Here is a 22,984-nt window from a genome sequence, read left to right as displayed (position 1 = left end):
GAACATTTACTCATGTTGCTCGCTTACGTTGACGAGTCGGGGAATACCGGTTGTGGAGAAACGCGTACGGGTGCGCCAGATGCGAAGGAACGGCGCACGACAATGGTGGTACCGCCCGAACCGGGAAGTCGACTCGCGTACTCAGTAAGAGTCACCAACCGGTTTCCGGTTGGCTCTTTCCGGTCCGATGGCTGAGCAGATAGGCACCCCAGGACTGCGCGGAACCGCCTTGGGGCGTGTAGAGGGACCCGGCTGGAGCCGCCCCGGACTGGACGTCGCCGCGGGCCGTTATCCGCTCTCGGTGGAGCGGCATGTGGGGCGCATGGTCGATCACCTGGTGCCAGGGGTGACCACGTTGACTCCGCATGCGCGTTACTACGCTCTGCACGGGCTGGTCGCGGCGCAAGCCGACGCGGAAGACCTGACGGTCCCGGCCGCCCAGACTCTGCTGCGCCGCGCGGAAGTGGCGTTGGCCGCCGTGTCGTTCGCGCATCATCCGCAGGCTCTGGAGTGGCTGCCGCGTGCTCATGGGGTCGATGCCCTTGCCCGGCGGCTGCACTCCGGGTCGGTCACCATGTCCGAAGCAGAGGCCCCGGGCAAGAACGGTTACGTGGGCAACTCGTGGGGGTTCTGGGCACCGTACGCCAGATCCGAGGTCGCGCTCGGCATCCTCGGTGCAGGGCCCATGCCGGTTCCCGGACCGCGGCTTGAGACCGCAGCACTACGAGCCGGACTGGGCGGGTTGCTCGAACTGGCCGCAGAAGACACGCTGAACGTGGATGATCTCGCCCCTTTCGGGGACCGGCTGTGCGTGTGCGTGGGCGGTGAGCATCCTGACGGGGCGTGGCTGGCGAATCTTCTGTGCGAGCCCGCTGCACCGGCCGAAGCAGGCCTCCGCTCGGCAACACGACGACAGACGATTCAGCTTCTGACTCGTGTGGTCGCCACACATCCCGTCCGGTATTTCACCCGCGATATCGGCCACGTGCTCGCTTTCGGTGACTTCCTGACCACCGATCCTGTGACCAGCAACATCGAAGCGGCCGGGGCCTGGCGCGGAGTGGTGCTGCGCAACTACTCCGTCGGAGCGTGGCGCCGCCTGTGGTCCTGGCTCGTGGAGCAGGTCGACGGGCTGGTGCCGATTGAGGAAGTGGCCGACCGCTTCGCCGCGGAGCTTCCCGACATGACGGTGGACGCGTTCCTGTCCTCCCTTCCCGCGACGAAGAGCACGACCGGAGCGCCGTTGCCCGCCGAGCACGACCTGCGATGGGCGGGTGATTCCTTGCCCCTCGTCGAACTGCGGGTGCTCGCCACCAGTGCCCGTCGGGTGGACGAACTCACCGGTCGGGTCCGGGACGCGTTTCTGGGCCAGCGCGGTGTCGAGCTCGGCCCGGAATGGGTCCAGCGGCGGCTTGACGAGGCGCGGCCCATGAAACTGCGCGATGTCGCCCGCCGACTCACCTACGACCTGGTGGCGCGGTCGCAGCGGATCGCGCTGGCCAAGGCCCGCAGACGCGCTGACGGCACACTGTGGTTACCGACCCGGCTGCACGAACGGGGCGGGCTACTGTACCGGACGAGCCAAGAGGGGCGCGGGGACGTCGGGCTACGGCTGGACCAGCTCGGGACCGTTCTAGCCACCTGCGGCGTACTGCACTACCACGACCAGCACTGGTCGGTGACCAGTAGCGGGAGGGCTCTCGTTGACTGAGACCGCACCAGCGCCGGGAGTGGTGGAGCCACCAACCGCTTTCGCCTCCCCGTTGACCCTCATCCTCGACGAGGAGCGCACGGGCGGGCGGAGCCTGGAGGAAGCACTCTTCCTCAGCTTCACCGCCGATCTCGGATTCTTCGAGGAGGTCGCCCTCGGCGTCACCCAGGCCACCGGCGCACGCGTCACCGTGGCGGGGGACGTCTCCATGACCCGGAACGACCCCCGCTCCGTCCGGCGGGCTGGCCGCAGCTACCTGGCAGGTCTGGCGTACGCCCACGGTCCCGCGTTCCATCCCAAGCTGATAGTCCTCGTCGGACCGGAGCACGCCACCATCGCTCTCGGCTCCGGCAACACCACGCTGGCCGGGTGGCAGGCCAACGCCGAACTGTGGACGGTTCTGCGGGTGGACGGCGAGCAGAGTCCCACCGCGGTTCCGGAACTGTCGGCATGGCTGCGCGCCCTCCCGGAAAAGGTGAGGTTCTCCGCCGGAGTGCCCCAGGCGCTGGGTCGGGTCGCAGCACTGCTGGACCGGCTCCACCGCGACAGGACACCCACCGCGCCACAGGTCCGCGTCGTCAGCAGTCTGCGTTCGCCGATCATCGATCAGCTGCCGCAGGGGCCCGTCGACGAACTGGCCGTGTTCGCGCCCTTCTACGACCGGCGCTCGATGGCACTGCGGCGGCTGCTCGAACGATTCCGTCCGAGTCGGTTCACCCTCGCCTACCAGCCCGGGCTCAGCGATCTCGACGGTCCGTCGGTCGCCGCTCTGGTAAAGAAGTACGACGGGCGCGTCATCAGCGACAACGGCCAGCGTTACCGCCACGGGAAACTGGTCGAGTGGGTCTCCGCAGGGCAGCGTTGGGCCCTGACCGGCAGCCCGAACCTCTCCACCGCGGCCCTGCTGCTTTCCCAGAGCGATGGCGGCAACTGCGAACTCGGCGTCATCACCCCCATCACCGCCACCCTCCTCCCGGACGGCACCGACGAGCCCGCCGCCCGGCTGCACGGGGCCCTGCCTCTTCCCCGCCCTGTCGCCGGCAGGGGGCCGCTGCTGCTCGGTGCTCTACGCGTATCGGACGGCCTGGAGATCAGCATGGCCCGGCCTCTGCCCGACACCGCTCGCCTGGAGTTGTCTCAGGCGGCAGCACCACCGGAGTCATGGGAGCGCATCGCCGAAATCCCATCCGGACAAGTCACGCGGACGGTGACGGCTCCTGCTGATGCGGGCAGCCGTGTGCGCCTGGTCGCAGTCGACAGCGACGGCGTCCCGAGCTTGGGCAACATCGTGTTCGTCGTCGACCCTGACCGCGCCCTGCGCCGAATCACCCCGACCCAGTCCCAGGCCCCCACGACACGGCCACCCGACCTGTTCACGGATCCCCGGCTCGCCGAACGATTCCTGGGCGACCTGGGAAGCCTCCGTACGGGACCGACCCCCACCCCAGCGGGCGTATCCGCGAGCAGCAGCAATGGCGGTGCGGCCACGACGGCCCCACTGGACGGCGACGAGGACGGCTGGGAGCGCTATCTGGACGAATGCGCCGGACGCGTCGGACATACGCTCACGCACTTCGCGCTGGGGCTACCCCTGCCCACCGACATCAGCACGCCCTTTCAGGACCTGCTGCCCGTCTCCTGGGACGAGCGGTTCATCGATGACATCGAAGCCGCCCTCGACGATGACGACGCGGAGGCCGTGGCAGCAGAGCACGCCCCCGAGGCAGCCGGCGCGGAAGCGAGTAGCACCGCCACCCTGCCCGACCTCCGGGAGGCTGACCAGGAAGTCCGCCGTAGATACCGGCGCTGGGTGGAGCGCCTCGTCGCCCTCGCTCCCCACCTGGGACCACCAGAGCGCATGCTCATCGTCCGGTTGACCCTGTGGACCGTCGCGGCGGGCGCTTGGCCGCCGGCTCACACCGACTGGGTGCCACTGCTCTCCCAGGCCATCCGTGCACTGGACCGAAACGACCTCCCCGAGCGGATCGAGCCCCAGGTCGGCAGCCTCGCAGCAGTCGCCCTCGCCGTACTCCGAAGCCACGCCCCACGCTACAAAATCACCCCTGAGACACTCGCCTTCAACGAAGCCTCCCAGGCAGTCGGCCACCTACTTCCCGCAGCGGATTCCGCGTACGTCACGGAGTACACGACGCTGCTCGACACAGCTTTCGGCCCGGCTGTCGACCAGACCGCCGTGTTCGATGTCGCGTCGGACGTCGTCCAGGGCGATCCCCTCGCCGACGCCGTATGGTCCCTCGCCGAGAAGGGGCGTGACGTACACCGCCACGGACGACTCCTCCTCCATGTCACCGGCAGCTCCAGCAACCCCGCGCTGGCGGCACTCGAAGCAGTGGGCGCCGCCGAGGATACGCCCCTGGTCGGGGCCTGGGCCGACTCGGGCTCGGAGTCCGGCGGGGGAGGTTGGGCGCTGGTTGTCTGGCGTCGACCCGACCTCATCGTGGTCGATGCCCGCCGGCTGACTCCCCTCTGGCGGCATTACCGGCTCACCGGACTTGTGGGCCCCCGAGCTCTTGCCGCACAGCGCAGCTTCGAATCCGCTGCCTCCGTACCCCAGGGCCCCCGCAACCAGCCATTCGAACTGGCTCACCAAGTCCTGTCGGCTCTCGGCCTGGCCGGCCCCCAACCACCGCAATGTGAGCCATAGCCTGGGGAGTTTCTACATGTCCATCGCGGAAGATCCGCGTCACGGACACTCAGAGGTTGTCTGATGTGGCGAGTTTCGGGAGCTTCCTGCAGCAAGTCAGAGCGGCGGCCAGGCCGAGGAAGGCGAGGAGGTACGAGCCCTTTCGCTCGTATCGGACAGTGAGGCGGCGGTAGCCGAAGAGCCAGTCGATCGTCCTCTCGATCTTCCAGCGGTGCCGGCCGAGCCGTTCGCTCGATTCGATGCCTGGGCGGGCGATGCGCGGGATGATTCCGCGTTCACGCGGCCGGACGAGATAGTCGGCGGAGAAATACGCCTTGTCCGCGCGGAGCTTGACCGGCCGGCGCCGGCGCGGCCCCGTCCACGCGGTGAACCTGCGATGCGCGGTAGCGGGTGCGACACCGAACGTCTCCGGCAGATGCCGCCAGGCACACACTGGTCAGGACGTACACCACCGCCGTAAACACAGCCCGATCGTCCAACGGCGCTGTCCCGCCGCCCCGCGGACGGAACGGGAACCAGGGCAGCAACGGGGCGACCAGGTCCCACAGACCATCAGGAACCAGCCGCTGCGACAGATCAGCACCCACGACCGCCATCGTGCCGCACAGGCGTCACACCACGCGAGAAATCCTCTCAGTCATATATCTGATACAGCGGCCAATACGGACTTAGTTTTTAATGTTACATAAATTTTGTATTGCAGAATCGATCTCGCCGCCTCTTGCGCAACCGGCGATGGTGGCGCCCCGGCTCTCAACACAAGAGGTCAGACAACTGACCGCTTGGATGGTCGAACCGCTCTCCCCGTCTTTCCCGGAACTCCCCCGGAACGCTTCCCCCCTCCTCCGCGTCTCAGACAGCGTGGGGGGATCGGGCAGGGAATGGGAGAGGACGCGGACCATGGGAGTCATCACAGCACGCGCGGGTGCCGTCGGACTGGGTGCGGCTGCTCTGCTGTTGACGAGCGCCTGCGGTTTCGACTTCGGTGTCGGCGGCATGAGTGTCGACAAGGAGACCGTGGCGGCCAAGACCGCCGAGCAGTTGACGGAGACCGTCGGGCAGGCGCCCGACGAGGTGGCCTGCCCCGAGGATCTTCCCGCCGAGGTGGGTGCCGAGATCCGTTGCGAGCTCACCGCGGGCGGGCAGACCTACGGGATGACGGTGACCACGACGTCCGTCGAGGGCAACGACGTGAACTTCGACATCAAGGTCGACGACCAACCCACCGGCTGACCCGCACGGGGTCAGCGTCCACCGGAGTGCGCGAGGACGGTGAGCGCGGTGATGTTGGCGGTGAGGAACTCGACGAGCACCGGGGGGCGCAGGGCGACACCGGTGATGCCTTCCCGGGTGAACGGTACGCGCACCGTCTCGTAGGTGCCGTTCTCCGGGAAGCCGAACTCCGGTCCCGTGCGGCGCTCAGGGTCCATCGCGACCAGTGTGGCCAGGAAGAACCGGTGCAGGGTGAGCCCGCCCCGACTGTTGGGAGCTAAGGACACGAACACCTGCTGGGGCGCGCGCAGTGTGCCGGCGAGTTCCTCGTGGATCTCCCGGCGCAGCGCAGCCTCGATGTCGGCGTCCTCCGGCTCGACACCGCCTCCGGGCGTCACCCAGTAGGGCGGCTTCCCCGGACGTGTTCGTTTGATCAGGATCAGGTCGGCGCCGTCCAGGAGGATCGCACGGGCGCTCTGGCGGGTGATGGCGTCCATTGGATAAGGTCCCCTCCTGCCACGAAGGCTCCCGGGCGATCCGATGTCGTCCTGCGCTGCCGAATCCTACGGTGCTCGGGCCTGTGGAACCATGGCGCTCGCGCCTGAAAGCCCTCACCCCTTTCGCGTGGGGCAGCCGCGCGGCCGGTTCCGGTGCCCGGGAGCCGGGCGACGCGGCCGGATCGGGCCGTAGCGCCTGCAAAGCGGTACATCCGGGGTGGGATCGCTGTAGCATCGGCGTCATCACCGCGGCCGCGCGCTCTACCGCCGCCGACGGTCCCGCGCCGCCGCGTCCCCAGGGAGGGTCGATCCGGCCCCACAGCGCCGTGCCGTCGTCCGCCGAGTGGGTCCACCCGATTCCAGGCACCGCACCCCTGTCGGCCCCGAAAGCATCGAAGGAAACCCCGATGACATTCATCGACTCGACGCGCCGTGTTCTCGTCCGGATGCGGCGTCTCCCCCGACACCTGAAGGTCACCGAGGTCAGGGACGCTTCGGGCATCAGGCAGTGGAGGTGGCTGTGCAGTGCCTGCCCGTTCGCCGGGACCGAGTCGAGCAGGGATCAGGCCCGGACCCGTGCCCGGGAGCACGCGGCCTCGGGCACGTGCGTCAAGTCGCCGCCGAAGGTGCGCGCGAACTGACCCCGGCCGCTGATGTCGGTGCTGTGAATTACGGATGTCCTCAAGGTTGCGATGTGACCAGCATCTCCCTTGTTTTACGTGGTCGCGAGATCGCTGGGCGTGACGCGCGCGCTCTGCGCCCAGCGAGGGCGACGGACAGGGCTTATCCGCGTTTCCCACCTCTCCCGTCGGCGCCACGACACGTTTCGGACACGGTTCCGAGGCGGCATCCGGGGCCGCCACGGTCCCGATCAGCCGTGAAAAGGAGAAACTTCCGCGTTTTTTCGGACGCTTTTCCGGGGGGCGGTGTGCACAGGCTCCGAAGGGGTTCGGTGGGGTAGGACAGACACAGCACGAGGACCGACGATGTAAGGACCCGTAACCGTCATGACCCACACTCCCCAGGGCGACAGCGTCGCCCTCCGGTTCGCCGACCGGGACGCCTCGTTCCCCACTGCAACGGGAACCGAGGGTGAGACCGCCTTCGAGATCAAGACCCTGCTGTCCGGAACCGGGCTGGTGACCATCGACCCGGGGTTCGGCAACACCGCGGCGTGCCGCTCCGACATCACCTACATCGACGGTGCTGCGGGGATCCTGCGCTACCGGGGCTATCCCATCGAGGAGTTGGCGCAGCAGGCGACCTTCCTCGAGGTCTGTCACCTTCTTCTCCGGGGAGAGCTTCCCAAACCCGGTCAGCTCGACGCGTTCGCCGCCGAACTGACCGCACAGTCCGCGCTCCCCGAGGGCTTCGAGCGGGTAATCGACGCTTTCCCCTCCGGCACGCACCCGATGATCACGCTGGCGGCCGCGGTGAACGCGCTGGCGGCGTTCCACACGGAGAATGCCGACCCCACCGACGACGACCAGGTGGAGCGGGCCACCATCGCCCTGCTCGCCCAGCTCCCGGCGATCGCGGCACGTATCCATCGCACCTCTGCCGGCTTGGAGCCGGTGGCGACGGACAGTTCTCTGGCCTACGTGGAGAACTTCCTGAACATGACCTTCGGCAAGACCGAGGGCGAAAAGGGCCCGGACCCGCTGTTGGCCAAGGCGATGGACCTGCTGCTGACCCTGCACGCCGACCATGAGCTGAACTGCTCCACCTCGACGGTGCGGGTGGTCGGTTCCTCCGGCGCGACCGTGTTCGCGAGCGTGGCGGCCGGCATCAACGCCCTTTCGGGGCCTCTGCACGGTGGCGCCAACCAGGCCGTACTGGAGATGCTGGAGCAGATCCAGAACACCGAGGGCGGGATCGACACCTTCATCGAACAGGTGAAGGACCGCGAGAGCAAGACCCGCCTCATGGGGTTCGGGCACCGCGTCTACAAGAACTTCGACCCGCGCAGCCGCGAGATCAAGAAGCTCGCCCAGGAGATCCTGAACCAGCCGGGGGCCAATGACCCGCTGTTCGACCTGGCGTTGCAGCTGGAGGAGCGGGCGCTGTCGGACTCCTACTTCGTGGACCGCAAGCTCTACCCGAACGTCGACTTCTACACCGGCGTGATCTACCGCGCGCTGGGTTTCTCCACGGAGATGTTCACGGTGCTGTTCGCGCTGGGCCGCCTCCCCGGCTGGCTGGCGCACTGGCACGAGCTGCGCAAGGACCCCGACACCCGCATCGCCCGTCCGCGCCAGCTCTACACCGGACCGGCACAGCGCTCCGTCGCGGCGCGCGACAACGCCTAGCGCTCCACCAGCGGCCGGCACGCCCCGCAAAAGGCACTGGACCCTACGCGCGAACGGGCCCGGAGACCGGAGTCGTCCGGTGTCCGGGTCGCGCGTGGGGTCCGACCGATCGGGCCGCTGGAGGCCGGGGAGTCGAACAGCGAATCGGGAACGCCGAGGCCGAAACGGCGGTCATGCCCTGGACTCGTGCCGGGGAGCACCATCCGGCGTCCGTGACAGCCGACCGGCTTCTCGCATCGCCGCCTGGGACACGGCGGCCTTTCGGTAGTGCGCTCAGACGCTGCCCTTCACCCCGGTCAGGGCGATCTCGATGACGATCCGTTCCGGGTTGGGGGAAGGCGTGCGCTGGTAGCGCTCGGCATAGCGCCGCTCGGCGTCGGCTACGGCTTCCCGATCGTCGCGCACGATCGCGCGCCCCTCCAGAGTGGACCAACGCGCCCGCTCCACCTGGCACACCGCCACGGGCACGCCGGCCTCCCCCGCCTTGGCGATCAGCCGCGCCTTGCGCGTCCCCCGACGAGCGATGACCCTGGCGATGCCCGATTCCAGGTCCAGCGTGACCCCGACCGGAACGACGTGCGGTGTGCCGTCGGGCCGGACCGTGCTGAGGGTGCACAGATGGCGCTCGGCCCAGAAGGCGGCGAACTCCTCCCCCCGAGAGGCGAGATCGGGGCGGTCAGGGGCAACTGTGCTGTGATCGGTCATGATCCCCCACTCTACGGACGTGTCCGTTGCGCATTGGGCACCACCACGCGAAACGACAACACCTTGGCCGCAGCGTTTCCCCGCGCCGGCGGTTTCTGGGCTGCGCCTCGGGTAGTGGCCGACCCATGCCCTCTTCCGACCATGTCTCCTTCGCCCACCGCCATCCGTGGCGTCTCGGCGTCCTGATCGGTGTGGTGAGCGGAATCCTGTTCGGGCTGATCGCTTTTCTGTGGATCGACAAGGGTCCGCTGACAGCGGTCAGCATCGGTGTCTTCTTCGGCGTATGGATGACACTGTGTTTCGCGCTGCTCAACGGAGCCTCACTGTCCCGGCGCGACCCACCGTTCAAACACCCCCGCAACTGAAAAGACCCATTGCCTGATCCGGGCTCCGGACGACACCGGGTGCGGTTCCCCGCAGCGACCCAGCGGATAACGTCCGCCCGGAACCCCTCCCGATGTACGCGAAAGGGGCGCGTCTCTTCTAGAATCGGTTACTTCAAGGTCCGGAAGCGTGGCCTTAGATTCCGGTGACCCCTCAAGCCAGCGCCTCGGACACCATGCAGCCTGTGACAGGACGGGCTGGCCGTCATGCTGTCCGCGGTTCCCTGATCCGTGACGACCTCATCGAAAACGCGGTGAGGCGGTCTTTGCGCGTCCATCAACGTCGGCGCACTCAGATCGGTGTACGGGTCGGGACGCGAGGAGCCACCGGAAAGGTCATCACGTGCCGCGCGAACGCGCGGCACCCGCCATAGGCGCTGCGGCGTCGTGGAGACATTCCGGACCAGATGAAGAAAACCCGAACCAACAACGACTCCGTGTTGCCCGGCGGCGGTTTGACCCCCGTCGTTCACCCCGTCGTGCCCGCCCCCCAGGCTCTGCCCCTGGAAGACCCCCTGTCGCTGGCCAAGCGGATGGTCTCCCTGACCGAGGCCGTCAACGCCTGCACCGACGTCGAAACCGCGGCCACCCGGGTGGCCGAACTGATGACCAGCCAGCCCGCTCTGTGCGAACACGTGCATATCACCGCGCGCACCGCCAAGAACGCGCCACCGGTTATGACGCACAGCGACGACGTCGCCCGTCGGCTCGGCGACTGCGCTGGTTTCCTCGGGGACGCGTCGGCGCTGCACACCGTGTTGCCAGGGGCCGACGAGGCCTCGACGACCCAGCACAGCGACGGGCACTGGAAGCGCTTCCTGGAGCGTGCGGCCGAGCACGGCGTGCGCAGTATCCACGCCACCCGTATGGTGACGTCCAAGCGCAGGATCGGGGTGATCACCTTCTACTCCGTCCATGCCGACACCTTCGAGCGGGTGGGCGAGGGGACGCTGGCCACGATCACCGACACCGTCGCACTCGCCCTGGAACACAAGATCGAACTGGCCAACCTGACCAGGGCGCTGAGCACCCGCAGCCTCATCGGGACCGCGCTGGGCATCCTCATGGAGCGGCACGACATCTCCGAGACCGATGCCTGGCAGATGCTCAGCAGCACGTCCCAGCAGCTCAACATCCGCCTGGTGGACATCTGTACCCGGATCGTCGGTGACAGTCGCTTCTCCTCGGAGGGGACCGTCAAAACGCTGCGGCTCGACGCCCCGGAGGGCGGCCCGACGTGACCGAGACATCGGCGCGGCAGGGCCGGGGCGCTTCCCCCTCGTTTGAGGAACGGTGAAGCGCCCCGGCCCGCCCGACATGACCCCCGACGAGCTGTACGGCTTGTTGATCAGTCTGGAGACGGTCGAGGAGCAACTGGCCGAACTCGCCCGCATCGCTGTGCGCACCCTCCCCGGTCGGGTGCACTGCGGCGTGACACTGCGCCATCGCGGCCGCAGCCCCATCACGATCGCCAGCAGTGACGAAACGGCGGCACAACTGGACGAGGCCCAGTACGCCAGGGAAGACGGCCCGTGCCTGCAGTGTCTGCGGACGGGTGAGCGGGTCGTCGTCGAGGACATGACCACCGAGCAGCGTTGGGGAGACTACGGTGCGCGTTCCGTGGCGTCGGGAGTGCTGTCGCTGCTGGCGGAACCCATCCACGCGGGCCCGGAGACGCTCGGGGCGCTCAACCTCTACGGCGCAGAGCCGGGCCTCTTCGACGACGCCCACGCCCTGGCCATCGCGTCGTTCGCCCAGCGCGCCTCGGGCATGCTCACCATCATGCGCCGCCTCTCCGATGAGCGCCGGACCACCCACCAACTGCGGGAGGCACTCAACTCCCGCACCGTCATCGACCAGGCCATGGGCATCATCATGGCCCAGGCCCGCTGTTCGGCGGAGGCCGCTTTCGACCTGTTGCGCCAGGCCTCCCACCAGCGCAACCGCAAGCTTCGCGAGGTGGCTGCGGACGTGATCACCGCTGTGACGGGAGAACCACCGCGAGTGGGACGGGAGTTCACCGCCGAGGAGTGAGCGGAAGGGGGCCTTCGGTCTCGACCATTCAGGGCCGCCACAGGGAGCTGTAGTCGGGGTGGTCGGCATAGGCCAGGGCCAGGTGGTTCAACACGGCGTTGTGGCCGTCCGTACGGGGTGCCGCGTCCGCGAGCCCCTCGGCAGTGGCTGCGTGGCGCAGCTGGGTCCGGTGCTCGACGCGTTCCACGATCCGGCGTTTGGCGGTGATCTCGGTCAGGAGCCGCCGCGCGTCGACAGCGGCGGCACCCCCCATCTCGACCGAGGCGTAGAGCTGCTTCTCGTCCTCGTCGAGACGCGCCTTGAGGAACTCGATGATCGTCATGGCACCATCCTGCCCCCACTGCGGTGTCCGCACAGCAGAGTAGGGCGTTCCTGCCGGATCGACAGGAGGCGGCCACGCTCACGAACAGGGTCGGGTGCCCGTAATTTCCGTTGTCCCCGTGCACCGATCTGTCGATAATCATTCAGATGACGAACTTCGCCGGCTTCGACTCCCGCGGTTATCGAATGGTGGACGTGCGAACCGGCTACGGCCGGTGGGTCGACACCTACGAGCAGACCGTCGAGGACGCGATGGACATCGGCCTGCTCGAAAACCTCGCCGAGCCGTCCTGGGCGACCGTGCACCGTGCCGCCGACCTCGGCTGCGGGACAGGGCGCACCGGCTCCTGGCTCCGGAGCCGAGGGGTGAACGGGGTGGACGGGGTGGACCTCACTCCGCAAATGCTCGCTGTCGCGCGCTCGAAGGGCGCGTACGAGCATCTGAGCGAGGCCGACGTGCGCGAGAGCGGCCTCGCCTCCGGCACCTACGACCTCGTTATCGCCAGCCTCGTCGACGAGCATCTGCCCGTACTCGGGCCGCTCTACACGGAAGCGTGGCGGCTCGCGGTCCCCGGCGCGTCATTCGTCCTGGTGGCCTTTCACCCGCACTTCATCATGGCGACCGGCATGCCCACCCATTTCACCAGCGGTTCCGGCGAGCACGTTGCGATCACCACCCACGTCCACCTGATCAGCGACCATGTCGCCGCCGGCCTCGGTGCGGGGTGGCGACTGGTGGAAATGCGGGAGGGCGTGGTGGACGAACGCTGGCTCGCGGTGAAACCCACGTGGGAGCGATTCCGCGGCCATCCGGTGTCCGCGGTGCTGGTGTGGCGCAGACCCGATTGATCGCCTCCTGACACCGTCAGATGCCGGTGTTGCCGTCGACGGCCTCGCGGATGAGGTCGGCGTGGCCGTTGTGCCGTGCGTACTCCTCGATCATGTGGAGGTAGATCCAGCGCAGGCTGCATCGCGCTCCCTGGAGATTGCAGGTGGCGTCGAGGGTGTAACCCGCGGCCCGGGCCCGGGCATGGTCGACCTCGGTGTGCCAGGTGGCCAGTGCCTCGGCGAGGGTTGCGTGATCGGGCAGGGTGAATCCCCCGTCCGTGCCCTGGGGGTGCAGACCGTCTCCGTAGACCGGCCCGAGGCGCTCGCCGGCGAGAATGCGGCGGAACCAGTTGCGCTCGACCTCCGCCATGTGGCGCACCAGGCCGAGCAGGGTGATCGGCGAGGGTGGTGCGGCGGCGCGGCGGGACCGTTCATTGTCGAGACCGGCGCATTTGACCGCCAGCGTCTGGCGGTGAAAGTCGAGCCACCCCTCCAAGGTGGCGCGCTCATCACCGTTCAGGGGCGGGATGCTGCGTTCCAGCGTCGTCATGGCCGCCATCATGGCAACACTGCGCGGTTCGGTGGCAGCGCTGGCCGGTAACGGTCGGGGGCGCGCTTTGCGCCGGGTCGGACCGGGAACGGTTACCAGATGCCCTTGATCGGCATGCAGTAGGTCGAGCCCTTGAAAGTGACGGGGCGGGTGGTGACCGGGCAGGCGGCCGCATCGGCCGTTGCAGGAACCACCACGGTGGCCCCCAGCCCCACAACCACCATGGCCAGGACCGTGAGGCAGCGTCTCATAAGCGTCTCCCGAAGGTTCGGCAGTGTTTGCCGGGGCGACTTCCCACCAAGGGCCGAGGGCAAGGCCAAGGCAGGGGCGGTATCGGGTCAAACCCGTGACCAGGGAGATGGTGGAAACAGCCCTCTCGGGGCAGCGGTCCCTTCACGACCTGATGCCCGCCCCCTGGAGGCCCCCATGCGCATCCCCCACCAACTCGCCTGTGCGGCCGTTGCGGTTCTGCTCGGGACCGCGTGCGGTGCCGGAGAAGGAGAGCAGCTGATCCCGCCGGCCACCCCGGCACCGACCGCCACCGCGACCCTGACGTTGACGCCCTCCGCCTCCCCCGGAACCAGTACCGGCCTGCCCGAGGAACCCGGCCCAAAGACCCGGGCGGAGTACCTGGACTCGCTGAACGGTATCGATCCTGCCCTGACCTCTCCCGACGACGACACCGCAGTGCTGCGCGGCCGGCAGACCTGCCAGATGATCGCGGAAACGGAAGGGCGCGAGGACCGCGACGAGGTGCGGGGCGTCGAGGTCCGTGAACTGTTCGCCGTGTCGGGCTACGAGGCGGACGGCGCCGATGCGGAACTGATCATGGCCGCGGTGCGCAAACACCTCTGCCCGGACATGTAACCGGCCCCCTGTCCGGGACGGCTCCGGACCACGTGTCCTGTCCTCTGGGAGGGCCCTCGCGGAATCCGACGATGGTCGGGGGTCAGGACTTCCTCGCGCCCGGATACGAACCAGCATCCGTTCCTGGACGGCTACCCCGGCAGCGGGGTGCGGCGGACCGGCGGCCCTTGTCCGCGCATACCCGTGCAGCGGGTTTGTCCCTGACCGAAGATCCACGACGCCTCGGGGGACGGTGCGGGCGGCTAGGGGCGCGCACGCAGTGCATGGTGGGCGATGAGTTCCCCCAGTGCAGCGCTGCAACCGGGAACCCAGGTGTAGATCCCGACCGGCGCCTGCTGCGCCAGTTCCAGCTCGCGCAGCCACTGTCGGGCCTGCGCGAGGGTCCACGGCGAATCCAGGGTGTCCTGTTGGTAGAGCGCGACCATGACCGTCTCCGGATCGCAACGCGTCAAGGCGTTGAAGGCACTGTCCTCGGCACCGGGGCCGACGAGCACGAGCACGAGAGCGGCGTTGTCCAGGGTTTCGGCCCAAAGAGCGTCGTCGTCGATCCCGCGAGGACTACCGACCAGGCATAGGGCGGTCGGCCAATCCGGCCCCCGGGTCACCGCGCTGACCGCGCAGGTGAAAGCCCAGGCTGACGAATGGCCCCGGAGGACGAACCGACCGACGGGCAGTTGGGACGGGGCGTCTGCGAGCCCGGTCAGGCTGATGACGACATTGCACTCGGCACGGCTGTGCGGTGCCACGACCACGACCTTGCGGGGAGCGTCGTCCAGTGATTCGACGACACCGGCGTCGGTGAGGTCGGAGAGCAGGAGGCGCACGACACCCACCGGCAGGGAGGTCCGGGCGGCGATCTCCAGGACCCCCGCGCTCTCCCGCTCCCAGAGCAGACGGGTGATGGCGCGGACCGCCTCGGTGGTCTCCTGGCCGTTCACGAGGGCGGCGGCACGGGCGAGGGTTTCGGTTCGTCCTGCTCTTCGCTGCCGGGAGGGCAGGACGATCTGCTCGACGTCTTCGAGATGGCGACGCGCCCAACGCGGGGGCCCCAGGAGTCGGGGGCGGGTACCGGGACGTCCACGATGACCGGGCGCGCCCGAGAGCGCGTTGTCGAGGTCGGAATGATCCTCGCCGCGGTCGGCCATGCCACTCCTCGACGCAGTCGGACAGGAGGCTCGTAGGGATGCTATCCGCCGCTGACGGGTGCCGGCGGCAAGTCGGGGAGTATGGCTTTGGCCAATCGCAGGTGCAGGATCGGTCTGGGTCTGAGATCATCCATGCCGGAAACTCAGGTTTTTCCCGAGTTTCTCAACGATTTCGACCATGCGGGGCGCCTGGCGCGTAGGCACGGTATCGGACCCCTCACTCCGGTGGCGCAGCCGCGGGCCGAGCGCTCCACGCCCACGGCTCGGGCAGTGTTTCCAGGCCGGGGCCGCCGACCTATTGGAGATCCATGTCCCCCTCACCTCGGGTGCTCATCATCGGCGCCGGACAATCCGGCCTGTACCTGGGTCACCAACTCCTCAAGCAGGGAATCGAGGTCGGGCTGATCACCAGTCAGACCTCGCCCGAGATCCGTAATGGGCGGGCCAGTATCACCCAGGTCGCCTGGCCCTCGACCCGGGCCCTGGAGGATCAGGCGGGCCTGGACCTGTGGCGGGCGGCCGCCCCACGTTTCGAGCAGGTGGAGATGAGCCTGCGCCCGCCCGAGGGCGAGCGTGTGCAGTTCTCCGGACGCTTCGACGCCGACCCCGTGGCCAAGCGCATCGGCGGCCACGCGGTGAGCGTCGACCGCCGGGTAAAGATGGCCGACTGGCTGGAGTTCTTCGAGGACCAGGGCGGCAAGGTCTACATCCACGGGGTCACGACATCGGACCTGGAGTACCACGTCCGGATGTACGACCTGGTGATCGTGGCGGTGGGCGCCGGCGAACTGGGGGCCCTCTTCGACTTCGACGCCTCGCGCACCAGCGGGGGCCACGACAGGATCGTCGCGCAGGCGATCCTGGACGGCGTGGTCTGGGACGGCGACCACCAGCTGGACGTGTACTCGACCCTCGGTGGCGAGGTGTTCTTCACCCCGATCTACACCTCCGAGGGCGAAGCCACCAGTGTGACGATGCTGGCCAACCCCGGGGCGGCCCTGGACACCAGCGACGCGCCCCCGCGTGACACCGAGGCGCTGCTGGGCCAGATGCAGACGCTGCTGCGCGAGAACATTCCCGACGTCTACGACCGTATCCGCGGCCTGGGGGTGGGCGACCTGGTGGGCGGCGCCAACTCGATGGTTCGCACCCGCTTCTCCCCCGGGGTGCGCAAGCCCGTGGCGCACATCAACGACACTCCGGCGCTCGGCATGGCCGACGTCGTGATCACCTCGGACCCGGTGGCCGGCCAGGGCTGGGCGAACTCGACGTTCTGCGCCCAGATCTACTCCGACGCGATCATGGAACGCATCCACAAGGGCGGCGCGTTCGACGCGGAGTGGATGACCGCGACGTTCGAGCGGTTCTACCAGGAACGCGGGCGCCACGCCGCCGTGTTCAGCGACATGGTGCAGAACTTCTGGCTGGGGCAGATGCCCACCCACTTCGGGGAACTGGTGATGGCGGTGCTGCAGTACCCGGAGGTGGCCAACCGCTGGATCGGTGGCTTCGACCGCCCCGACGACTACGAGAAGTGGATGTTCGACGAGACCGCGGCACGGGCCTACCTGGCAGAGGTGGCGACGCACTGACTAAGCGGATCGACTGCGCTGCAAAGAGTTTTGTGGTGATGCGCTCCTTTATTTAGGTCTTTGTAGCCAATAAAATAAAAAAGTGACTTTCAGACCGGCGGGTGAGTGGTCGTGTTCTTGCGACACGGATCATGCACCCGCCGTCTTTCATGTCATGCGAGTTGCTTGAATGGTCCTCTTACGACGCTTTGATCCTGCCCCCATCACCTGCCGCCAGAGAGCCCTAATGTCAGCGTTCCCCCTGTTCAAAGTCACTCTTTTCTACTCGGCCGCCACGTGGGGCGAAAGAGGGCGCGGGCCGCGCGTACGGCCGGCGCCACGGATCGACGCGTAGCACAGCGACGGGCGAAGAGCACGGTCCCACATGGTCATCACTGGTCTCGCTTGCGCCGTCAAACCCCCCATTGCACAAATTTACATTCCGGTAATTGAGGTTGAATCATGCCCGAAACCACCCCCCCGACCGGTCCCGACGGCAAGAACTTCACCGGCAACGAGAAGAACGAGGGCTTGTACAGCCCTGGAGTACTGGGCAAGTTCTACACCCCCTATGTCATCTGGTTCAGCCACCGCGCGGCCTGGGGAGTGTCCAATAAAGCGCTGCACGACAACCACCGCACCCACATCGGCCAGAACCACCTGACCGTCGGCCCCGGCAACGGCTACTTCCTGGCGAAGCTGCCCGCCTCCACCCCGTTGCGCACCCTGCGCCTGCTCGACCTCAACCGCACCTGCCTGGACTTCACCACGCAGCGCGTCGGCCGGCGCTTCGACACGTCCACGATCGAGCAGGACGCCCTGGCAGCCTGGCCGGTCGACGACGGCACGCTGGACTCGGTGGACTGCCACATGATGATCCACACGCTGCGCGGCGACATCATCGGGGACAAGGAGGAACTGGTGGCCCAGGCCGCGCGGGTCCTCAAACCCGGTGGTGTCTTCTTCGGGGCGACGATCCTGGCCCAGGGGCCCGACGTGCGTCCCAACGCCCTGGCCCGCAAGCTCATGGCGCTCTACAACGGCCAGTCCAACACCTTCTCCAACGCGAACGACTCCTCCAGCGACCTCAAGAAGGTGCTGGAGCGCCACTTCAGCCGGGTGGAGTTCGAAGTCCAGGGCTGCACCGGGGTATGGGTGGCGACCAAATGAGCGTCCGTGACACCGGGCGCCTGGCCGCGATCACCGGTATCGGGTGCCGCCTGCCCGGTTCGATCAACGACCCCGTCGCCTTGTGGGACGCCCTGCTCGCCGGTGAGGCCGTGACCCGTCCCATCCCCGAACGGCGATGGTCGGAGATGGTGCAACGCCTACACCCCGGCCAACGTCCCGACCGCCCCTGGACCGCGGGGGTCATCGACGACCTCGACGACTTCGACGCCGCGTACTTCGCGATCGCGGAACTCGAGGCCGCGCAGATGGACCCCCAGCAGCGGATGATCCTCGAAGTCGTCACCGAGGCGCTGGCCGACGCCGGGATCGCTGCGGGTTCCCTGGCCGGGACACGCACCGGCGTGTGGGCCGGGTCGGCGTCGGTGGACCACACCGGTACGGTCTTCCTCCCCGGTCGACATATCGAGATGGGCTCGGTTTCGGGGACGTCACCCTCGATCCTGTCCAACCGGGTGTCCTACCTGTTGGGCCTGCGCGGGCCGTCGATGACCGTGGACACCGCCTGCTCGGCGAGTGCAACCGCCTTGCACCTGGCGCGCCAGTCACTGGAGTCCGGTGAGGTCGACACCGCCATCGTCATCGGCACGAACACGATGACCGCCCCCGGGATCACCGCGGCGTTCGCCAGTGCGGGCGTCCTGGCCCCGGACGGAGTGTGTCGCCCCTTCGACCCCGAGGGGCAGGGATACGTGCGCTCCGAGGCGGTGGTGGTGACGGTGCTGCGCCGCACCGGCGACGCTCAGGACGCACACGACCGGATCTATGCGGTGTTGCGCGGTTCGGCGACCAACTCCGACGGCCACTCCCCCGCCGGACTCTACGCCCCCAACCCGCCGGCGCACGTGGACCTGCTGCGCGACGCCTACGCCGCGGCCGGTGTCGCCCCCGAGCACGTGGACTACGTCCAGTGCCACGGAACCGGGACCAAGGCCGGTGACTCCAGCGAGGGAAGGGCCTTGGCCAGGGTCCTTGGGGCGGACCGCGACACGCCGCTGCCCATCGGCTCGGTCAAGTCCGTACTCGGCCACAGCGAAGGCGCGTCCGGTCTGGTGGGGGCGGTGTGCACTGCGTTGGCGCTGCACTACGGCCGTATCCCGCCCACGGCCGCGCACACCGAACTGCGGCCCACCCTGTCCCGTTTGCCGCTTCGGGTACCGGTCAAGACCGAGACCTGGCCCGATACCGGTCGGCCACGCCTGGCCGGGGTGTCCTCGTTCGGGTTCGGCGGCTCCAACGTCCACGTGGTCCTGGAGCAGGCACCCGTCCCGGCCGCACGGGACGAGGCAGTTCCGGGCCGCACACGGCTGGTCCCCGTCAGTGCCCCCACCGCGGAGCGACTGCGTCTGCGGGCCGAGGCATGGTCACCGGTCGTGGCCGCGACGGATCTGGCCGGGACCGCGGCGACCGCCCAGCACCGGCGCGACCACCAAGCGGTGCGCGCCGCAGTAGTCGCCGACGGCACCGCCGACGCCTCGGCCGCGCTGGCCGCGCTGGCGACGGGCCGGTCCCACCCCGCGCTGGTGGGACCGGCCCGGGTCCCCACGCACAAGGGGCCGTTGGTGTGGCTGTTCTGTGGGCACGGTTCGCAACACGCCCGCATGGCCGTTTCCGCCTACGCGACCGAACCCGTGTTCAGGGCGGCCTTCGACGACGCGTCCCAGGCGCTTCGCGCGCACCTCGGGCGGGCGGTCTGGAGCCCGGGGACGAAGATCGACGGTTTCGAGACCGCCCAACACGCCATCTGGCTCACCCAGACGGCACAGGCAGCACTATGGCGTTCCTGGGGATACACGCCCGACGCCGTGCTGGGCCACTCCCTCGGCGAGGTCGCGGCGGCACATGCGGCCGGAGCACTCGGCCTCGACGACGCCGCACGGGTGGTGGCCGTACGTTCCGCATTGCTGGCCCGGACATCGGGGCAGGGCGGCCTGTTGGTGACCGAACTGCCCCCGGCGCAGGCCGAGGCCGCCATCGCCGGCCGCTCACTTGTGGTGGCCGCCTACAACGCGCCCGACACGACCGTCATCAGCGGCCCGGTCGACCCCCTGCGAAAACTCGCCGAGGAGTTGGAGCGGGACGGGGTCTATGTCCGGCGGGTGGCCGAGGACGTCCCCGCCCATTCACCCGCTGTGGACGATCTGGTGCCGCAGTTGGCCGACGCGCTGGCCGACGTGGTTCCGCGCGAGGGGGAACCCACGTTCTACTCCAGTGTCACGGCCGAAGCCGTGGCGGGCGATCGACTGGGAGCCGACTACTGGGCGCGACAACTACGCGCACCGGTGCGCTTCACCGACGCCCTGGCCGCGGCCGTGGAAGGAGAGGGGGCCGTGGTGGTCGAGCTGGGCGGCCGCTCCACTTTGGCGCGGGGAGCCTCGGCGACCCTTGCGACCGGGACGAGCACGGCGACCATCGTGGCCGCGGGCGATACCGAACGTGACGACCACGCCGCACTGATGACCCAGTTCGGAATGCTCTACACCACCGGGCACACACCTGTTCAGTGGCCGCAACCGTTCGCAGCGCCGGTTCGACTGCCGGTGACCTGGGACCGCGGACGGCATCACGACAGTGTTTCGATACCTGGACTGGATGACGTCCTGGCCGAGGACAACCCTGACCAGGAAGCGGTGATCACCGCGCTGACTCGGCTGGTGGCCCAGGTCCTCGGTGCCGAGCCCGACCAGATCGATCCCGAGCGGTCCCTGATCGAGCTGGGCCTGACCTCAGTGGCGGTCATCGGTCTGCGCGACGCGATCCGCGCAGCGCACCCGGGGCTGGCCGGCTTCGGCGTAGGGGCTCTGCTGGACCCGGGCACCAGTCTGGCCTCGGTTGCCAAGCTGGTCAGCGAATACAGCAGTACCGTGGCGGTCTCCGGCTGAGGATTACCGACGATTACTGCACCGACGGTCCCGCTCCCCCCTCACAGGGCGCGGGACCGTCGTCATTGTGCAGGACGGGCCTGCTGCGCCACCAGCATCACGATCGCAGCCGACCGTCGGACGTGGGATTGCGGACCGGACGCATCGATGGGGCCGTCCCCGGGTTCGTCGTTCCGAGGCCCGACCTTCGCCCGAAGATAAGGGATATGCACATCCCTGGTTCACGCAGTGCCGAAAATTCTCGGCCTTTGTTCAGCGGTCTTTGCTGTGGCGTTACGACCGTTTGTGGTGGCGTTGGGCAATCGGTGGCAACGATGGATGGTCACGGGTTTTCCAGTGGCCCGCACCGACCGCACCCGGCGATGCTGAGGAGAAAGTACGCGTGTCCTATCCCCTCTCCTACCCCTACGGTTCCGGGGCCCAGCCGGTCGGCCGCGAGGCCCACCGAGATCTTGAGCCCCTGCACGCCATCCGGGTGGAGGACACTCCGGCGTGGCTACTGCACACCGTGGAAGGCCGGATGTTGCGCTGCGTGGTTTTGGAGGGCCGCAACGGCGTCGTCCTCTACGGCACCGGCGACGGTTACCAGCAGGGCCAGGCAATCGCCCGATGCATCACCGACCAGATAGCCAAGCCGGTACGGGCCATCGTCTACGGCGAGAACCGTGTCGACCACTGCTCCGGAACCAGCGCGGTGCTGTCACAGCTTCGTGCCACCGGCGTACCGGTCCTGGCCGCTCCTCGCTGGCACGATACCGACAGTGCCCGCAGCCAGGCCCTTGCCTCGGTGATCGCGGTACGCCGGGCCCTGCAATACGGCCCCCTGCTGCGGGAGGCCCTGGAAGGACGCTCCCCCTTGCGTCGGGCGCTGGGAGGCGCCTATCCCGGTGCACCGGTGGAACCGACCACGACCGTGCACACGGCCCAGGAAAAACGCTATGCCGGGCTGCGCATGCGATTCGTCGCCACCAGTGACCGGGGGGACTCCGTCGGCGTCTATCTTCCCGACCACCGACTGGCCCTCGTTCCCAACGAGGTCTACTCGAGCCCGTCGAACCTCATCGGTGTCGAGGGCCCGCACTCACGGATCAGCAACGAATGGCAGGCCATGATCTCGTCGGTGGGCGACCTCGACGTCGCCCACCTGGTCGGTACCCGTTTCACCCCGCCCCTGCACGGCGCCGATCGCGTGCGCGCCGCCCTGGAGCTCTACCGTGACGGCATCCAGTACGTCCACGACCAGTCGATACGCCACATGCAGGCCGGCGCCGACCCCGACGCTCTCCTGGAATTGGTGGACATCCCCGACCACATGGATTTCAGTGCGTTCGGACGGCCTCTCTACGGGAACTTCGTACGGGCCACGACACACCACTACACGACCTATCTCGGGTGGTTCTCCGGGCGGGCGGCGGAACTGACGCCCCTGCCGCGCACCGTGCGCGCCGGTCGCCTGGCCCAGCTCATCGGGGGCGACCGTCTGGTGGAGGAGGCGCGCGCAGCACTTCAGAACGGTGAGGCGCAGTGGTCGGCGGAACTGGCCCAATTGGCGTTGGACGCCTCACCCCGTAGTCCGGGTGCACGCCGTGCCCTGGAGAGCGCTCTTCGCACCCTGGGCCATGCCGCCCCGAACCCGCTTCTGCGCAACTACTACTACTCCGCCGCGATGGAGGTGTCCGGGGACATCGACCTGGAAGCGGTGCGCGATCTGATCGAGCGCCCGGAGTGGATGACTGCGCACGCCATCCTGGAGACCCTGCGGTTCCGTATCCTTCCCGAGGTCGCCGCAGAACTGGACGTCACCATCGGGGTGGACCTGTCCGACACCGGTGAGCACTATGCACTGCGACTGCACAACCTGGTGTTGCGGGTCCTGCCCGACCTCCCCGACACGATCGACGCCCGTATCACCTTGGCCAAACAGCATCTGGGGGAACTCGTCTACGGGGAGGAGGACCTCGAAACGCTCGTGGTGTGGGGGGCTGTCCAGATCGACGGCGAGGTCGCCCATGTACGACGGTTCTGGGGGGCCATCGGGCCCCGCCCTGCTCTGGCCTACCAGCGTCCGGTCGGCCGGCTGCCCGGCACCGCCCTCCCGTAGGAGGGCCCCAGCCCT

General features: G+C 68.3%; 20 protein-coding genes and 1 pseudogene. 14 read left to right on the top strand and 7 right to left on the bottom strand.

Features of this window, described 5'->3' with window-relative positions; genetic code table 11:
* Window positions 1–187: 187 nt before the first annotated feature.
* Together QSJ59_RS07610 and QSJ59_RS07605 are read left to right on the top strand one after the other, a co-directional pair.
* The gene (locus QSJ59_RS07610; protein ID WP_285758209.1) at window positions 188–1,711 is read left to right on the top strand and encodes a hypothetical protein; all 1,524 of its coding nucleotides are present in this window, start codon (window positions 188–190) and stop codon (window positions 1,709–1,711) included.
* Window positions 1,704–4,376 (top strand): hypothetical protein, encoded by a 2,673-nt coding sequence (locus QSJ59_RS07605; RefSeq protein ID WP_285758208.1) that lies wholly within the window; start codon window positions 1,704–1,706, stop codon window positions 4,374–4,376. The genes QSJ59_RS07610 and QSJ59_RS07605 overlap by 8 nt, the downstream gene beginning before the upstream one ends.
* Window positions 4,377–4,425: 49 nt before the next feature.
* On the opposite strand, the pseudogene QSJ59_RS24320 reads toward QSJ59_RS07605, so the two are convergent.
* A pseudogene (locus tag QSJ59_RS24320) lies at window positions 4,426–4,972 on the bottom strand (transposase).
* Window positions 4,973–5,276: 304 nt separating this feature from the next.
* On the opposite strand from QSJ59_RS24320, the gene QSJ59_RS07595 reads away from it, so the two are divergent.
* Window positions 5,277–5,609: a DUF4333 domain-containing protein gene (locus tag QSJ59_RS07595; RefSeq protein WP_285758206.1), complete on the top strand. Its 333-nt coding sequence runs from the start codon at window positions 5,277–5,279 to the stop codon at window positions 5,607–5,609.
* A gap of 11 nt (window positions 5,610–5,620) precedes the next feature.
* On the opposite strand, the gene QSJ59_RS07590 is transcribed toward QSJ59_RS07595, so the two are convergent.
* Window positions 5,621–6,085, bottom strand: coding sequence for an NUDIX domain-containing protein (locus tag QSJ59_RS07590; protein ID WP_285758205.1), 465 nt, complete (start codon window positions 6,083–6,085; stop codon window positions 5,621–5,623).
* A gap of 407 nt (window positions 6,086–6,492) precedes the next feature.
* On the opposite strand from QSJ59_RS07590, the gene QSJ59_RS07585 reads away from it, so the two are divergent.
* Together QSJ59_RS07585 and QSJ59_RS07580 are read left to right on the top strand one after the other, a co-directional pair.
* Window positions 6,493–6,726 carry a hypothetical protein gene (locus QSJ59_RS07585; protein ID WP_285758204.1) on the top strand — a complete coding sequence of 78 codons (234 nt, stop codon included), beginning with the start codon at window positions 6,493–6,495 and terminating at the stop codon, window positions 6,724–6,726.
* A gap of 366 nt (window positions 6,727–7,092) precedes the next feature.
* Window positions 7,093–8,394, top strand: a complete 1,302-nt coding sequence (locus QSJ59_RS07580; protein ID WP_285758203.1) for a citrate synthase — start codon at window positions 7,093–7,095, stop codon at window positions 8,392–8,394.
* Between the two features lie 273 nt (window positions 8,395–8,667).
* Here the strand turns inward: QSJ59_RS07580 and QSJ59_RS07575 are convergent, their stop codons facing one another.
* Window positions 8,668–9,099, bottom strand: a complete 432-nt coding sequence (locus QSJ59_RS07575; protein ID WP_285758201.1) for a pyridoxamine 5'-phosphate oxidase family protein — start codon at window positions 9,097–9,099, stop codon at window positions 8,668–8,670.
* Window positions 9,100–9,224: 125 nt separating this feature from the next.
* On the opposite strand from QSJ59_RS07575, the gene QSJ59_RS07570 reads away from it, so the two are divergent.
* The 3 genes from QSJ59_RS07570 to QSJ59_RS07560 all read left to right on the top strand — a co-directional run bounded on the left by QSJ59_RS07570 (window position 9,225) and on the right by QSJ59_RS07560 (window position 11,516).
* Window positions 9,225–9,464, top strand: coding sequence for a hypothetical protein (locus tag QSJ59_RS07570; RefSeq protein ID WP_285758200.1), 240 nt, complete (start codon window positions 9,225–9,227; stop codon window positions 9,462–9,464).
* Between the two features lie 425 nt (window positions 9,465–9,889).
* Window positions 9,890–10,723, top strand: coding sequence for an ANTAR domain-containing protein (locus tag QSJ59_RS07565; RefSeq protein WP_285758199.1), 834 nt, complete (start codon window positions 9,890–9,892; stop codon window positions 10,721–10,723).
* Between the two features lie 52 nt (window positions 10,724–10,775).
* On the top strand, window positions 10,776–11,516 hold the full coding sequence (locus QSJ59_RS07560) for a GAF and ANTAR domain-containing protein (protein ID WP_285758198.1): 741 nt from the start codon (window positions 10,776–10,778) through the stop codon (window positions 11,514–11,516).
* A gap of 28 nt (window positions 11,517–11,544) precedes the next feature.
* On the opposite strand, the gene QSJ59_RS07555 is transcribed toward QSJ59_RS07560, so the two are convergent.
* Window positions 11,545–11,838: a DUF6221 family protein gene (locus QSJ59_RS07555; RefSeq protein ID WP_285758197.1), complete on the bottom strand. Its 294-nt coding sequence runs from the start codon at window positions 11,836–11,838 to the stop codon at window positions 11,545–11,547.
* A 146-nt stretch (window positions 11,839–11,984) separates the two neighbouring features.
* On the opposite strand from QSJ59_RS07555, the gene QSJ59_RS07550 reads away from it, so the two are divergent.
* Window positions 11,985–12,686, top strand: a complete 702-nt coding sequence (locus QSJ59_RS07550) for a class I SAM-dependent DNA methyltransferase (protein ID WP_285758195.1) — start codon at window positions 11,985–11,987, stop codon at window positions 12,684–12,686.
* Window positions 12,687–12,702: 16 nt separating this feature from the next.
* Here the strand turns inward: QSJ59_RS07550 and QSJ59_RS07545 are convergent, their stop codons facing one another.
* Window positions 12,703–13,215 carry a DinB family protein gene (locus QSJ59_RS07545; RefSeq protein ID WP_285758194.1) on the bottom strand — a complete coding sequence of 171 codons (513 nt, stop codon included), beginning with the start codon at window positions 13,213–13,215 and terminating at the stop codon, window positions 12,703–12,705.
* A 92-nt stretch (window positions 13,216–13,307) separates the two neighbouring features.
* A complete protein-coding gene (locus QSJ59_RS07540; protein WP_285758193.1) occupies window positions 13,308–13,466 on the bottom strand; it encodes a hypothetical protein in 159 nt (52 codons plus the stop codon).
* A gap of 175 nt (window positions 13,467–13,641) precedes the next feature.
* Between QSJ59_RS07540 and QSJ59_RS07535 the strand changes: the two genes are divergently transcribed.
* A complete protein-coding gene (locus QSJ59_RS07535; RefSeq protein WP_285758192.1) occupies window positions 13,642–14,082 on the top strand; it encodes a DUF732 domain-containing protein in 441 nt (146 codons plus the stop codon).
* Window positions 14,083–14,324: 242 nt separating this feature from the next.
* Here the strand turns inward: QSJ59_RS07535 and QSJ59_RS07530 are convergent, their stop codons facing one another.
* On the bottom strand, window positions 14,325–15,227 hold the full coding sequence (locus QSJ59_RS07530; RefSeq protein WP_285758191.1) for a DUF742 domain-containing protein: 903 nt from the start codon (window positions 15,225–15,227) through the stop codon (window positions 14,325–14,327).
* A 308-nt stretch (window positions 15,228–15,535) separates the two neighbouring features.
* Between QSJ59_RS07530 and QSJ59_RS07525 the strand changes: the two genes are divergently transcribed.
* From QSJ59_RS07525 to QSJ59_RS07510, 4 genes are all read left to right on the top strand, one after another.
* The gene (locus QSJ59_RS07525; RefSeq protein WP_285758190.1) at window positions 15,536–16,819 is read left to right on the top strand and encodes a styrene monooxygenase/indole monooxygenase family protein; all 1,284 of its coding nucleotides are present in this window, start codon (window positions 15,536–15,538) and stop codon (window positions 16,817–16,819) included.
* Window positions 16,820–17,260: 441 nt separating this feature from the next.
* Window positions 17,261–17,968, top strand: coding sequence for a class I SAM-dependent methyltransferase (locus QSJ59_RS07520; RefSeq protein ID WP_285758189.1), 708 nt, complete (start codon window positions 17,261–17,263; stop codon window positions 17,966–17,968).
* Window positions 17,965–20,868: a type I polyketide synthase gene (locus QSJ59_RS07515; RefSeq protein WP_285758188.1), complete on the top strand. Its 2,904-nt coding sequence runs from the start codon at window positions 17,965–17,967 to the stop codon at window positions 20,866–20,868. Before QSJ59_RS07520 ends, QSJ59_RS07515 begins: the two co-directional genes overlap by 4 nt.
* A 382-nt stretch (window positions 20,869–21,250) precedes the next feature.
* On the top strand, window positions 21,251–22,969 hold the full coding sequence (locus QSJ59_RS07510; protein ID WP_285758187.1) for an alkyl sulfatase dimerization domain-containing protein: 1,719 nt from the start codon (window positions 21,251–21,253) through the stop codon (window positions 22,967–22,969).
* The last annotated feature ends 15 nt before the right edge of the window (window positions 22,970–22,984 follow it).

Source organism: Nocardiopsis ansamitocini (assembly GCF_030268225.1).
Classification (GTDB): domain Bacteria; phylum Actinomycetota; class Actinomycetes; order Streptosporangiales; family Streptosporangiaceae; genus Nocardiopsis_D; species Nocardiopsis_D ansamitocini.
The sequence above is the reverse complement of the archived record's forward strand: the minus strand, read 5'-3'. Positions and strand labels throughout refer to the sequence as shown.